Source organism: Micromonospora sp. KC606, from assembly GCF_004348675.1.
Classification (GTDB): Bacteria; Actinomycetota; Actinomycetes; order Mycobacteriales; family Micromonosporaceae; genus Micromonospora.
In genome coordinates, this window is the sequence record NZ_SMKN01000031.1 from 1 (window position 1) to 13,673 (window position 13,673).

General features: G+C 70.3%; 13 protein-coding genes and 1 pseudogene. 5 read left to right on the forward strand and 9 right to left on the reverse strand.

Annotated features, from left to right (window positions below; all coding sequences use genetic code 11):
* Positions 1-241 precede the first annotated feature (241 nt).
* From E1193_RS09960 to E1193_RS09990, 7 genes are all read right to left on the reverse strand, one after another.
* The gene (locus E1193_RS09960; RefSeq protein ID WP_132182430.1) at positions 242-1,993 is read right to left on the reverse strand and encodes a biotin carboxylase N-terminal domain-containing protein; all 1,752 of its coding nucleotides are present in this window, start codon (positions 1,991-1,993) and stop codon (positions 242-244) included.
* Between the two features lie 216 nt (positions 1,994-2,209).
* Positions 2,210-2,863, reverse strand: a complete 654-nt coding sequence (locus E1193_RS09965; protein ID WP_132182432.1) for an O-methyltransferase — start codon at positions 2,861-2,863, stop codon at positions 2,210-2,212.
* Positions 2,864-2,872: 9 nt separating this feature from the next.
* On the reverse strand, positions 2,873-3,529 hold the full coding sequence (locus E1193_RS09970; protein ID WP_132182434.1) for a Maf family protein: 657 nt from the start codon (positions 3,527-3,529) through the stop codon (positions 2,873-2,875).
* 10 nt (positions 3,530-3,539) lie between these two features.
* Positions 3,540-4,643 (reverse strand): S8 family serine peptidase, encoded by a 1,104-nt coding sequence (locus E1193_RS09975; protein ID WP_279433318.1) that lies wholly within the window; start codon positions 4,641-4,643, stop codon positions 3,540-3,542.
* Positions 4,644-4,699: 56 nt separating this feature from the next.
* Positions 4,700-6,073: a hypothetical protein gene (locus tag E1193_RS09980; RefSeq protein WP_132182436.1), complete on the reverse strand. Its 1,374-nt coding sequence runs from the start codon at positions 6,071-6,073 to the stop codon at positions 4,700-4,702.
* Positions 6,070-6,525 (reverse strand): hypothetical protein, encoded by a 456-nt coding sequence (locus E1193_RS09985; protein ID WP_132182438.1) that lies wholly within the window; start codon positions 6,523-6,525, stop codon positions 6,070-6,072. The genes E1193_RS09980 and E1193_RS09985 overlap by 4 nt, the downstream gene beginning before the upstream one ends.
* 113 nt (positions 6,526-6,638) lie before the next feature.
* Positions 6,639-6,851: an acyl-CoA carboxylase subunit epsilon gene (locus E1193_RS09990; protein WP_132182440.1), complete on the reverse strand. Its 213-nt coding sequence runs from the start codon at positions 6,849-6,851 to the stop codon at positions 6,639-6,641.
* Between the two features lie 91 nt (positions 6,852-6,942).
* Here E1193_RS09990 and E1193_RS09995 point away from each other — a divergent pair, with 91 nt between their 5' ends.
* Together E1193_RS09995 and E1193_RS10000 are read left to right on the forward strand one after the other, a co-directional pair.
* Complete coding sequence (locus E1193_RS09995; RefSeq protein ID WP_132182442.1) at positions 6,943-8,994, forward strand: serine/threonine-protein kinase; 2,052 nt, start codon at positions 6,943-6,945, stop codon at positions 8,992-8,994.
* 74 nt (positions 8,995-9,068) lie between these two features.
* A complete protein-coding gene (locus tag E1193_RS10000; protein WP_132182444.1) occupies positions 9,069-9,293 on the forward strand; it encodes a hypothetical protein in 225 nt (74 codons plus the stop codon).
* Between the two features lie 218 nt (positions 9,294-9,511).
* Here E1193_RS10000 and E1193_RS33060 read toward each other — a convergent pair.
* Positions 9,512-9,577: pseudogene (locus E1193_RS33060) on the reverse strand (Uma2 family endonuclease); the annotation flags it as partial.
* A gap of 192 nt (positions 9,578-9,769) precedes the next feature.
* Here E1193_RS33060 and E1193_RS10010 point away from each other — a divergent pair.
* The 3 genes from E1193_RS10010 to E1193_RS10020 all read left to right on the forward strand — a co-directional run bounded on the left by E1193_RS10010 (position 9,770) and on the right by E1193_RS10020 (position 11,995).
* On the forward strand, positions 9,770-10,513 hold the full coding sequence (locus E1193_RS10010; protein WP_132182446.1) for a M50 family metallopeptidase: 744 nt from the start codon (positions 9,770-9,772) through the stop codon (positions 10,511-10,513).
* A gap of 118 nt (positions 10,514-10,631) precedes the next feature.
* Positions 10,632-11,123, forward strand: coding sequence for a SigE family RNA polymerase sigma factor (locus E1193_RS10015; RefSeq protein ID WP_132182448.1), 492 nt, complete (start codon positions 10,632-10,634; stop codon positions 11,121-11,123).
* Positions 11,123-11,995: a hypothetical protein gene (locus E1193_RS10020; RefSeq protein WP_132182450.1), complete on the forward strand. Its 873-nt coding sequence runs from the start codon at positions 11,123-11,125 to the stop codon at positions 11,993-11,995. The genes E1193_RS10015 and E1193_RS10020 overlap by 1 nt, the downstream gene beginning before the upstream one ends.
* A gap of 51 nt (positions 11,996-12,046) precedes the next feature.
* Here the strand turns inward: E1193_RS10020 and E1193_RS10025 are convergent, their stop codons facing one another.
* On the reverse strand, positions 12,047-13,630 hold the full coding sequence (locus E1193_RS10025; protein ID WP_132182452.1) for an acyl-CoA carboxylase subunit beta: 1,584 nt from the start codon (positions 13,628-13,630) through the stop codon (positions 12,047-12,049).
* Positions 13,631-13,673 lie beyond the last annotated feature (43 nt).

Below are 13,673 nucleotides of genomic sequence, written 5' to 3' on the forward strand. Positions count from 1 at the left end.
CCCCGGCACCCTTTGCTCTGCTGCCATATACGCGTTAGCCACCCTGAGTAACCAAAGGTCACCCAGGCGGCAGTCGGCCTTCGACGAGAACGCCCTGTTCGGTGCGGTGTCGCGGATATGGCAGCAGAGCTAAGCGGGAATCAGGTGCCGGCCGGGTCGATCAGAACATCACTGTGAGCGAGTATGGGAGGTGGTGACACTCCGTGTCGGCTTTCCGGGCGGTGAGTACCGTGCGGGCGGCTCAGGCGATGGCGCAGATCGCCGCGCCGGCCGTGATCACCGCGCCGACCTCGGTGGCGAGGCCGCTGACCGTACCGGCCTTGTGCGCGTGGAGCGGCTGCTCCATCTTCATCGCCTCCAGCACCACGACCAGATCGCCCTCGGCGACGGTGTCCCCGTCGGCCACGGCGATCTTGACGATGGTGCCCTGCATCGGGGAGGTGAGCGCGTCGCCGCTGACCGTGGCACCGGACTGGGGGCCACCGCCCCGGCGGGCCGGCCTGCGGGCGGCGGGCGCGGCGGAGCCCGTACCCCCGCCGAGGCCGGCGGGGAGGCTCACCTCCAGCCGCTTGCCGCCCACCTCGACCACGACGGTCTCGCGCTCGGCCGGTGCCCCGGCCGCGACGGCGGGCGCGGTGAAGGCCGGCACGGTGTTGTCGAACTCGGTCTCGATCCACCGGGTGTGCACGGTGAACGGCTCGGCGGTGAACGCCGGATCCCGGACCACCATACGGTGGAACGGCAGCGCGGTGGCCATGCCCTCGACGACCATCTCGTCCAGCGCGCGGCGGGCCCGCTCGATCGCCTCGGTCCGCGTCTCGCCGGCGATGATCACCTTTGCCAGCAGCGAGTCGAAGTTGCCGCCGATCACGTCTCCGGCCGAGACGCCGGTGTCGACCCGAACGCCCGGCCCGGTGGGCAGCCGCAGCGCGGTGATGGTGCCCGGGGCGGGCAGGAAGTTACGGCCCGGGTCCTCGCCGTTGATCCGGAACTCGATGGCGTGCCCGCGCGGCGTCGGGTCCTCGGTGAAGCGCAGCTTCTCCCCGTCGGCGATGCGGAACTGCTCGCGTACCAGGTCGATGCCGGCGGTCTCCTCAGTGACCGGGTGTTCCACCTGGAGCCGGGTGTTCACCTCCAGGAAGGAGATGGTGCCGTCGGCGCCGACCAGGTACTCGACGGTGCCTGCGCCGTGGTAGCCGGCCTCCCGGCAGATGGCCCTGGCGCTGTCGTGGATCTGCGCCCGCTGCGCGTCGGTGAGGAACGGCGCGGGGGCCTCCTCGACCAACTTCTGGTGGCGGCGCTGCAGGGAACAGTCCCGGGTGCCGACCACGATCACGTTGCCGTGCTGGTCGGCCAGGACCTGCGCCTCGACGTGGCGGGGCTTGTCCAGGTACCGCTCGACGAAGCACTCGCCCCGGCCGAACGCGGCGACCGCCTCGCGGGTGGCCGAGTCGAACAGGTGCGGGATCTCCTCAATGGTGCGGGCCACCTTGAGGCCGCGCCCGCCGCCGCCGAAGGCGGCCTTGATGGCGACGGGCAGGCCGTGGTCGACGGCGAAGGCGATCACCTCGTCGGCGCTGCCGACCGGGTCCGGCGTGCCGGGGACCAGGGGCGCGCCGGCACGCTGCGCGATGTGCCGGGCGGTGACCTTGTCGCCCAGGTCGCGGATGGCCTGCGGGGTGGGCCCGATCCAGGTCAGCCCGGCGTCGATCACCGCCTGGGCGAAGTCGGCGTTCTCCGAGAGGAAGCCGTAGCCGGGGTGGACGGCGTCCGCGCCCGACCTGTCGGCGATGTCGACGAGCTTGTCGATCCGCAGGTAGCTGTCGGCGGCGGTGTCGCCGCCGAGGGCGTACGCCTCGTCGGCGAGGGTGGCGTGCAGGGCGTGCCGATCGGAGTCCGCGTAGACGGCGACGCTGCCCAGGCCGGCGTCGCGGCAGGCGCGGATGACGCGGACGGCGATCTCGCCGCGGTTGGCGATGAGAACCTTGCGCACCTTGGGGGCTCCTCCCGGAAGGTCGTTGCCCGGGAGTGTATCGGCCACACTTCACGCCCTAACGATCGCTCAATGTGGGATGCCGCACTCTCCCCGGCGGGTTGGTCGGCTCCGATTGCGCCAGGTGGGACGGCCCCGCTCGATGATCAACTCCGCTTGCGCCATGCGGTGGTTTCCGTGCCGTGCGTCAGCGCGATGCGGCGCAATCGGAGTGGATCAGCGAACCCGGGCCAGGGTGACGCCATCGGCGATCGGCAGCATCACCGCCTCGACACGGACGTCGGCCAGCACCTGGTCGTTGAAGGCGGCGATCGCCCGGTCGCCGGCGTCGCGCGGGGCCAGCACCCGGCCGTCCCGCAGCGTGTTGTCCACCGCGATCACCCCGCCCGGCCGCATCCGCGGCACCAACTCGTCCCAGTAGATCGGGTAGCCGATCTTGTCGGCGTCGATGAAGGCGAAGTCCAGGTGCCGCTCCAGGGGCAACTCCCGCAGCGTCTCTCCAGCCGGGCCGATGCGCAGCTCGATCCGGTCCGCGACGCCCGCCCGCTGCCAGTACCGCCGGGCGATCCCGGTGTACTCCTCGGAGATGTCGAAGCAGGTCAACCGGCCGTCCTCGGGCAGCCCGCGGGCGATCGCCAGCGAGGACAGTCCGGTGAAGGTGCCCACCTCCACCGCCTGCCGTACGCCGAGGACCCTGGTGAGAAAGGTCAGGAACGCCGCCTGCTCCGGCGCCACCTGCATCACCGCATCGTTGGGCAGAGCGGCCAGGGTCTCCTCGGCCAGGTCACGGACGATCTCGTCCGGCGCGGAGCCGTGCGCGACGAGGTAGGCGTGCAGTTCCGGGGTCAGCGGTAGCGGCTTGGTGGTCATGACCGGACGTTAGCCGAGAGGCTCGACTTCCTGGCCACCCGGCGCGACCTTCGCCCACAGGTCCGTGATGCCGAGGTCCAACTCCCCGAGCAGGCGACGAAGCAGCGGCAACGAGAGCCCCACCACCGTGCCCGGATCGCCCTCGATCCCGGTCAGGAACGCCCCGCCCAACCCGTCGATGGTGAACGCGCCCGCCACCGCCAGCGGCTCTCCCGTCGCCACGTACGCGCCGATCTCGTCGTCGGTGACCTCCGCGAAGTGCACGACCGTCGACGCGACGGCCTCCGCCCGGGATTCGTGCGTGACGTCGATCAGGCAGTGCCCGGTGTGCAGCACCCCGCTGCGCCCCCGCATCCGCCGCCACCGATCCGTCGCGTCGGCCGCATCCGTGGGCTTGCCCAGGATTTCCCCACCGAACTCCAGTACGGAGTCACAGCCCAGTACCAGCGTGCGCTCCTCAGGGGTGGGACGCAGTCGGCCGAGCACCGCCTGTGCCTTCAACCGGGCCAACTCCAGGCACAGCTCCTCTGCCCGGTCACTGGCCACCTGGGACTCGTCGACGCCGCTGACCAGCACCTCCGGTTCGATGCCGGCGGCCTGTAGGAGCTTGCGGCGGGCAGGACTCTGGGACGCGAGAACGAGGCGCAACCTCAGGGAGTTCGGCACGCCGCCGACGCTACCGGCTGATCCGGGGAGGCGGGTCATCGGCACGTCGGCGTCGCCGCCAGACCCAGTAGCCGCCACCCGCCGCCACGAGCACTCCGAGCGTGATGAGGCCACGAGCGGTCGCGCCGACGTCGCCCCCGTCAGGCGCTCCCACTCCTACAGAATCTGTGGATGGTGGTGTGACCGCCGATGACTCGAAACCCAGCGGCGGGACGTCTGCGGTGAGCGCTGCCACGATGTCGATGACGCCGTAGCCGTACTCGTCGTCCCGCCCGGGAGGGCCCTTGTCCACGGCTGTCGCGGTGAGCCGATGCGCGACCTCAGCGGCAGGCAGGTGAGGGTACTTGGAGCGGATCAGCGCTGCCGCTCCAGCAACGATGGCAGTGGCATCCGAAGTGCCGGAGCTCATCCGATAGCGGCCATTCAAACCCGTGCAGTAGATGTTAACTGCCGGCGCTACGACGTCTATCTCGGGGCCGGTCACCGAGACCGGAGCGTGGTCACCTTTGCTATCGACTCCTCCTACAGCGATGACCGCTTCTTCGGATGCGGGGTAGCTAACTTGGCTCTCGCGGGGCGCATTTCCTGCTGCTGCGACAACTACAATATTGGCAGCGATTGCTGAAGCGATGGCTCGCTGCATCTCGACGCTAGCAGAACTGGCGACCGAGATACTGATGACTCCAGCACCTTTGCGCACCGCATACTCGACACTGCGTGCTAGATCAGCAGGATGCCCTAGCCCATTTTCGGGTGTGTCACGTATAGGTAGGACGCTCGACCGAGGGGCGATTCCAAGCGCCCCGACCTGGTTGCTGCGTCCATGGGCTGCAATAATGCCTGCCATGCATGTGCCGTGGCTGTTTCTGTCTCGGCGGCCATCCCCAGTGCCGCCAGGAATTATATCAATTCCTGGCAGTACGTTACCTGCCAAATCGGGGTGTGGTTCGACTCCAGTGTCAGGGACGGCCACCAAGACACCTTCGCCTTGACTGATATCGTGAACTTCAGCTATTCGCAGGAACTGCAAGTGCCACTGATCGTCGCGAATGCGATCGGAGCCATCCGGTGTCGGGGCCGCCGAAGAAGATGGCGAAAAGGTGGCCAATGTCACGCAGGCTATCAGGAGTGCGCTGAAGGTCGCTCGGGAAGATTGCTTGCCGTGCTGGATCAACGGTTGAATCCGATGGCAGGGCCGGGGTCGCTTGGTCCCTCATCCTCAGGGGGACGGACAATTGGAGTCACCCCTTGGTCTGTCTCCCACGGATGGTCGGGATCCCAATGTCCCGCTTCATCGCCACGAGCCTTGCGGCTAGGCCGTGGGCTATTCCCGCCTGGAGCATTCATAATGCTCGGCGATCCGCCGAGCGGCGGGAGCCCGTGGGTCCCTCCCATATTTCCCACCCGACCGCTGCCCGGGCGTGAACCTGCTCCGCCCGTTGGCGAGGTTCCTGCGCCGCCTCCTCCGATGATGCCACCAATAGGGTTCACCCTGCGGGAGGCGGCGTTTCCTCCCGTTGGTCCAATTCCCATTCCCGGCGAACCGCCAATAATGCCAGGTGGATTAGGCTTTGGAGTGCTTGGATTCGGTTGCTTGTTCGTGCTGCTTCCGGGTCCGAGGCCCCCGTGGGCATTTTTTCGAATCGGCGGCCCTTCAATTCCGTTACGTGGGAGAGTGGCTGGAGGTATGCCGAGGTTAAGGCCGCCGTTGGCTGGAGGTGCGGGAAAAGCGATGGTCGGCGAGGGTTGTGTGGGTGAAACTGGAGGGCCGGCACCAACACTTCCCAAGAGGGGGCCGCCCCCTATGACTGGCCGGACAGCAGGTGAGAGGGGCGGTGCAACTGGCTGCGGCTTGGGTGAGCGCAGTGTCTCCGCGGTTGTCGATATCGGTACTGGAATCACAGGTGGAATGACTGGAACCGCAGAGGAGAAATAGGGATCTCTGCTGCTTTCTTCGAGCCTAGGGATGGGACGTGCCACGGGCGGCTTCTGGAGCATGAACTGGGCCTGTTGGAGTTCCCCGCTCAACCCCGTCATGATTCCTCGGGCCTGCCCGTTGAGCTGCTCCAAATCGCCATCGGTCACCGGCGGTTTCGTCGTCCGGTTGCCGACCAACGCCTTCGGATCGGCGACCATCGCCTCGTACGAGCGTTTCTGCGCCAGCTTCGTCGCGTACTGCTCGTAGAGGTCCTTCAGTTCGGGGCGGGCGCTGTCGATGGCGCGGATGGCCGCGGCGAGCGCGTCGTGGTTTGCGGCGGCGGTGTCGTGGGTGCGTTGGACCTTCTCGATGAGTTGGTCCAGCTCGGCCAGGTACGTTCGGGCGGCGGCGCTGGTTTCGGGCGGCCACGCCTCGGCCAGGCCGCGGCGGTAGTCGCGCAGCCGCCGCAGGTGGGCCATCGCGAGGTCGCAGATCTTGCGCCAGCCGGTCACCTGCTTCCAGTGCCCCTGGGTGTCGTGGTCCTGGAGGCACGCCCACATGCTGAGCACGTCCATCAGGTGCCAGTCGGTGAGGCCGGAGGTCCGGCCGCCGCCGCGTTCGATCATGGCAGCACCACCGGCCCGCCGTTCCCCGGGCTGTTCGGATCGACCAGTCGGAGGCGGGGATCCGGCCCGGTGGCGTACGGGCGGGCGAGTGCCGCCTGCACGTCGCCGACCCTCGCGGCGGCGAAGGCGTCCGTGCCCTCGTACCGGCTGGCGATGTCGCCGGCGGCCGAGGCAAGGTGGCCGGTCGCCCCGCCGAGCCCCCACACCAGATCGGCGGTGGCCTGCTGAGTCTCGTGGTGCGCCCGCAGGAACTGCACCAGCTCGATGAACGCGTCGCACGGATCGGGAATCGCGGCGGTCATGTCGTCCGCGATGTAGGACAAGTGTGGCGCGTAGTTGCGCTCGACCTCGGCCTGGAGCCGGTCGGCGAACTCGCGCATCTGGCTGATGTCGGCCTCGATGCCACCGTAGCCGCGCAGCCAGGAAGCTGGGCGGTCCTCCTCAGGGATCATCGATCCTCCCAACCCGTCACGGCCCCGTTCCCCTGAGTGAGGTTAATGGCTGTCCGCGATGTCGGCATCCCCCCACAGAGGAGTCACCGGTCGGATCGCTTACTCGGGAGGGGTCAGCGGGGCAGGCCGGAGGCGCGCCAGGCGCCGGGGCCGGCTACGGGCTTCACGGCGGTCGGGCGCGCGCTGCGGGCCCATGCGGAGCTGGTCCTCGCAGCGGTCACGGCGGCCGTCGAGGAACGGCCGACGACCACACCCACCAGCGCGGCCAGTTCTTCGGCGGTCGGGATTCCCCTGACGACCCGGAACAGCGGCTCCTCGGCAGACATGGGGTCAGCGTACGCGTCGTGAAGTTGACCTACGCCGCACAGTGGCGTGCCGACGGTGTGCGCGTTGTCGAGGCCGGGTACCGTCTCAGCGATGTCTGACGCACCGTCCCAACTCGTCGCTGACCGTTACCGGCTCATCTCGCCGCTCGGTCAGGGTGGCATGGGCCGGGTGTGGAAGGCGCGCGACGAGGTGCTGCACCGGGACGTGGCGATCAAGGAACTCGTCCCGCCGCCCGGCCTGACCGCCGACGAGCGCCGCGAGATGCGGGAGCGGTCGCTGCGGGAGGCCCGGGCCATTGCGCGGCTCAACCACATCAACGTGGTCCGCATCTTCGACGTGCTACGCACCGACGGCGACCCGTGGATCGTGATGGAGTACGTCGCGTCGAAGTCCCTGCAGGACACCCTCGCCGAGGACGGCCCGGTGCCGCCGGCCCGCGGGGTGGAAATCGGCCTGGGTGTGTTGGGCGCGCTGAAGGCGGCGCACAAGGCTGGCGTGATGCACCGGGACGTCAAGCCGGGCAATGTGCTGCTCGGTGACGACGGCCGGGTGGTGTTGACCGATTTCGGTCTGGCGACCATCCCCGGTGACCCGAACGTGACCCGTACCGGCTTGGTGCTCGGTTCGCCGGCGTACATCGCGCCGGAGCGGGCCCGGGACGGCACCGCTGGGCCGGAGGCCGACCTGTGGTCGCTGGGCGCGACACTCTACGCGGCGGTCGAGGGGAAGTCGCCGTACGCCCGGCCGTCGGCGATCGCCACGCTGGCCGCGCTGGCCACCGAGCCGCTGCCGCCGCCAAGGAACGCCGGCCCATTGAAGCCGGTGCTGCAGGGCCTGCTCCGCAAGGACCCGAAGGAACGGATCACCGCCGAGGTGGCCGAGCGCCTGCTGCGCCGGGCGGCCGGCAAACGCGCCAAAACCATCTCGCTGCTCGATGGCGTACGCCGGCCGGGGCCGAACGGCCCTCGTGAGCCGCGTCCGCCACTGGTCCCGGCGCCGCGACCCGGCGGGAAGGCCGCCGAGCCGACGCCGAAACCGAACCCGCCCGCCCCACGTACCGCGAAGGGCGCCGCGGGTGCCGCCGCTGCTGCCGTCGGCAAGGCCGCCACGGACTCGGGCAAAACCGCCACGGATTCGGGCAGGGCCGGCTCGGACTCGGGCAAAACCGCTCAGGAATCGGGTAAGGCCGCCACGGATTCGGGTCAGACCGGCTCGGACTCAGGTCACACCGGCTCGGACGCCGGCACGGCCGGCCCGGAGGACGCGACCGCCAAGGTGCCGGCGACCTCGGACGCCGCGCCGACCGCGAAGGTCGACCCGCCGGAGCCGGCAGCCGAGCCGACCGTTGAGGCCGAGGCCCCGGCGCCGGGCAACCCGACGGCCGTGCTGGCGACTCCGGTGAGCCCGGCGCCGCCCGTCGCGCGCGATCCCGGCCCCGTGTACGACGGGACGAAGCGCGGCCAGCGCAAACGCAACCTGCTGCTCGGCGCGGCGGTGCTGGTGCTGCTGCTCGGCCTCGCGGGGCTGGTGCCGGTGCTGACCAGCGGGGACAAGCCAGAGGGCGCCCCGACCGGCACCGCCACCTCGTCGGCCGCGCCCGCGCCCACCTCGGCCGCCGCCCCGCCGCCGGCGACCAGCGCCGCGCCCAGCCCGACCCCGACGGTGAGCCCGTCGAGTTCCCCGTCGACCGACCCGAACGCCCTGCCGGCGGGCTGGACCCTGCACCGGGGGCCGACCTTCGCCATCCCGCTCCCGCCGGGCTGGCAGGTCGGCCGGAAAGACCGGGACTACGTCGTCTTCTTCCAGCGCAACAGCGTCCGCGAGTTGCTCGTCCAGTGGACGAGCAACCCGAAGCGGGACGCGGAGGCGGACTGGCGGAGCCAGGAACCGAACCGCAAGAACCTGGTCCGGAACTATCAGTACATCGACATCAAGTCCTGCGCCTGGTACCGCACCTGTGCCGACTGGGAGTGGCGGGAGACCCGGGACAACACCCGCATCCGCGTCCGTAACCGGGGCTTCGCCACGGCCAGTAACCGTGGGTACGCCATCCGGTGGGAGGTGGCGGATCGGGACTGGCAGGCCGAGCTCGCCACCTTCGACCAGATCGTCAAGGGGTTCAGGCCCGACCGGGTGAACTGACCGCCGCGACGCCCGTTCGCATGACTCTCCGTCATGCGGGGTACCTGTCCTTCGACGACGGAGGGAGGTACGACATGGGACGCCGACGTGGAGACCACCGCTGCCGGCTCGCGCTGTGGACGCTGGTGCTGCTCGCCGACCTCGTCCTGCTGCTGACCAGCGCCGGATTGTCGGTGCGGGCCGCGCTGGTTGCCGTCATGGCCGTCACCGCCGCCGGGGTCGCCACCTGGCGGCTCGCCCGGCAGCCGGCCCTGGCCCGTGCGGACGCCACGCCAAGGGGCACCCGGCGGGAGGCCTGAGCCGCGTAGGCTGTGCCCTCGGCCGGAGCGGTCGACGTCAGTGACCTGACTGCCCGCCCTGCGGACGCTGTCCAGGGTGCCGTTTGATCGATTTCGGTCAGCGCTGCGAAGCGGGGTCGATCTGCCAGCGGAATGGCTCGGTCAGGGCCAGGGCCCCCGGGCTCGGCCACCCGGTCCTCGACGTAGTGTGCGCCGTCTGGCCGGTACAGCCGCAGCGATTGGGTCTCCCCGTCCTGCTCCACCAGCAGGTACCAGGGGATCCGGGCGATGGCGTAGAGCTGCATCTTGAGTACCCGGTCGGCGGCGGCGTTTCCGGGCGAGACGATTTCACAGAACAGAGCGATCTCGCCCGCCTCGATTACGGTGCCTTCGCCGCACCCACCGACGTTCACCTCCCGCTCCGTCGCCACCTGCTCAGTACGATACGAGGTGACGCCGGCCGAACGACACAGCTCAGCGCGGTAGGCTCCCCGCCCATGGTGTCGATCGACGGGCTGGGTGACCTCTGGGACAAGCTCTTCAGCGCGCAACCCGACCCTCCGCCGCTGCTCGTACTCGTCACCGCCCTGGTCGCCCTGGTGGTGGTCTCCACCCGACTGCCCTGGCGGATCGCCCGCAACGCGGTGACCATCGCGCACGAGGGCGGGCACGCCCTGGCGGCGCTGCTCACCGGTCGCCGGCTGCACGGCATCCGGCTGCACTCGGACACCTCCGGGCTCACCCTCTCGGCCGGTCGGCCGAGCGGCCCTGGCATGATCGCGACCCTGCTCGCCGGGTACGTCGCGCCGTCGCTGGTCGGGTTCGCCGGGGCGTGGCTGCTCGGCGGCAACCGGATCACTCTGCTGCTCTGGATCACGGTGGCCCTGCTGCTGGCCATGCTCGTGATGATCCGCAACGTGTACGGCGTGCTCTCCCTGCTGGTCACCGGCGGGGTGGTGTTCGCCGTCTCCTGGTACGCCTCGCCGCAGACCCAGGCCGCGTTCGCCTGGACGTCGGTCTGGTTCCTGCTGTTCGGCGGCGTACGGCCGGTCTTCGAGCTGCAACGGCTGCGCAGCCGGGGCCGGATGCCGGAGTCCGACGCCGACCAGTTGGCCCGCCTCACCCCGTTCCCGGCGTTGTTCTGGGTGGCCGTCTTCGGCCTGGTGAACCTCGGGGCGCTGGCGGTCGGGGCGGCGTTGCTGGCCGGCCCGATCCTCAGCGACGCCGGTCTGACCCGCTGAGCAGGCGCACCCTCCGGATGCCCGCCCCCGGCCCGGCCGGTGTGGTCCGGCGAGATCCACGGCAACCGGACGGGCCCCGCCAGGCGTGTCCCCTGAGACCGCCACGGGGAGGCAGCAGGTGCCGGACGTCGACGGGTTCGACGAGTTCTACCGGGGCAGCCGGCAACGGCTGCTCGGCTTCGTCTACGTGCTCACCGGAAACCTGGCCGAGGCGCAGGACGCCGTGCAGGAGGCGTACGTGCGGGCCTGGCAGCGCTGGTCGACGGTGCGTGGGTACGACGACCCGGAGGCGTGGGTGCGGGTGGTGGCGAGCCGGATCGCGATCAGCCGCTGGCGTAGCCTGCGGAGCCGGGCGAGGGCGTACCTGCGGCACGGGGCGCCGGAGAGTGTGCCGGGGCCCAGCATCGACACCGTCGCGGTGGTCGCCGCGCTGCGCCGGCTCCCCGAGGAGCAGCGCACCGCCCTCGCCCTGTACTACCTGCTCGGCATGCCGGTCGCCGAGGTGGCGCGGGAGACCGAGGCGCCGGTGGGCACGGTCAAGGCCCGGCTGTCCCGTGGGCGGTCCGCGCTGGCCGGGCTGCTCGCCGTCGCCGACGTGGAGGAGGCCTGATGTCCGACGATATGGACTTCGTGGAGCGGTTGCGCCGGGAGATGGCCGGCGTGCGGTGGGCCGAGCCGGCGCAGTTGCGCGCCCGGGCCCGGCGGCGGTCCCGACGTGCCGTGCTGATGTCGGCGGCGGTGCTGGCGGTGGCGTCGGCCGCCGGCCTCGCGGTGGCCGGGCCGCCGTCGGCGCGGCAGCCGCTCGTGGCTCCGCCGGTGGCGGCGTCGCTCGCGGTGCCACCGGCACCGGGCCGGGCGGAGATCCCGCTGGATGCCCTGCTGCAACCGCGCGACCTGCGCCGGCGGACCGAACCGCCGCTGACGGAGTCCGGTCTCGCGGCACCGGTCGTCCTCGACGATGTGCTCGGTCGGTGCCTGCGTGAACGCGACAACTGGTCCGGCTGGGCGGCGTCCCGGTACTCGCGGTCACAGAGCGTGCAGTTGGCGAACAGCCGGAGTGGGGCCTCGAACGGCCTCTACCTGACGCAGGACCTCTTCCGGCTCCGCTCCGACACCGCCGCGCGGTTCTTCGTCGATGTCGACCGGTGGCTGCGGGTGTGCGTCGACTGGCCCATGCCCGTGGAGCCCCCCCGGGCGGGGCCGAGGGCCGCCGTCGTGTCGTGGCACCGGTGGGAGGTGATGGCGCGGGGGTTCGCCGGTGACGAAGCGATGCTGCTGCGGCAGACCGTGTACCCGCCGGCGGAGGGCGGGAGCACGACGGTGTCGCGGAGCCGTCCGGTCCGGACGACCCAGGCGATCGTCCGGGTGGGTGACCTGGTCACCGTCGTCTCGTTGTTGACCGACGGCGACGAGCAGGAGCTGCGTCGGCTCGCCGGGGTCGCCGCCGCACGGATGTGCGACGCGGCCAACCCGCGCTGCTGACGACGACGTCCCCGCGACGGTGGCGGGCGCGGGGACGTCGCCTGTCCGCCGCTACAGGGGGATGTTGCCGTGCTTCTTCGGCGGCAGGGTCTCCCGCTTGGTCCGCAGCACCCGCAGCGCCCGGACGATCTGGGTACGGGTCTCGTGCGGCGGGATGACACTGTCGACGTACCCGCGCTCGGCGGCGATGTACGGGTTGGCCAGGGTGTCCTCGTACTCGGCGATCTTGTCGGCCCGGACGGCGGCCGGGTCCTCGGCGGCGGCCAGTTCCTGCCGGTAGAGGATGTTCACCGCGCCCTGCGCGCCCATCACCGCGATCTGTGCGGTCGGCCAGGCGAAGTTCAGGTCCGCGCCGAGGTGCTTGGAGCCCATCACGTCGTACGCCCCGCCGTACGCCTTGCGGGTGATGACGGTGACCTTCGGGACGGTCGCCTCGGCGTACGCGTAGATGAGTTTCGCGCCTCGGCGGATGATGCCGTCCCACTCCTGCCCGGTGCCGGGGAGGAAACCGGGGACGTCCACGAAGGTCAGCACCGGGATGTTGAAGGCGTCGCAGGTGCGGACGAAGCGGGCGGCCTTCTCGCTGGCGGCGATGTCCAGTGTGCCGGCGAAGTGCATCGGCTGGTTGGCGACCACGCCCACCGGGCGGCCCTCGACCCGGCCGTACCCGATGATCAGGTTCTGCGCGTAGAGGGGTTGGACCTCCAGGAACTCGCCGTCGTCGAGGACGTGCTCGATGACCCGGTGCATGTCGTACGGCTGGTTGGCCGAGTCGGGGATGAGGGTGTCCAGCTCGCGGTCCTCACCGGTCACGGAGAGGTCGGCGGGGGAGTCGTACACCACCGGCTCGTCGAGGTTGTTCGACGGCAGGTACGACAGCAGCGCCTTGACGTACTCGATCGCGTCGTCCTCGTCGCTGGCCAGGTAGTGCGCGTTGCCGCTGCGCGAGTTGTGGGTACGCGCGCCGCCCAGCTCCTCCATCGCCACGTCCTCGCCGGTGACGGTCTTGATGACGTCCGGGCCGGTGATGAACATGTGCGAGGTCTGGTCGACCATCACGGTGAAGTCGGTGACCGCCGGGGAGTAGACCGCCCCACCCGCGCACGGGCCCATGATCAGCGAGATCTGCGGGATGACACCGCTGGCCCGCACGTTGCGGAAGAAGATCTCGCCGTACAGGCCGAGCGAGGCGACGCCCTCCTGGATCCGCGCGCCGCCGGAGTCGTTGATGCCGACGACCGGGCAGCCGATCTTCATGGCCAGGTCCATCACCTTGACGATCTTCTCGCCGAAGACCTCGCCGAGGGAGCCGCCGAACACGGTGAAGTCCTGGGCGAAGACGCACACCTGCCGACCGTCGATGGTGCCGTAGCCGGTGATCACGCCATCGCCGTACGGGCGGGTCCGTTCCAGGCCGAAGTTGGTGGACCGGTGCCGGGCCAACTCGTCCAGCTCGACGAAGGAACCGGTGTCGAGCAGCAGCTCGATCCGTTCCCGGGCAGTCTTCTTGCCCCTGGCGTGCTGCTTCTCGACCGCGCGGGCCGAACCGGCGTGCACCGCCTCGTCGACCCGTCGCTCCAGGTCCGCCAGCTTGCCCGCAGTGCTGTGGATGTTGATCCCGGTCTCGGTAGTCACCCAGGGAATATAACGATGGTTCAGTGCGCCGCCGCTGTGCAGT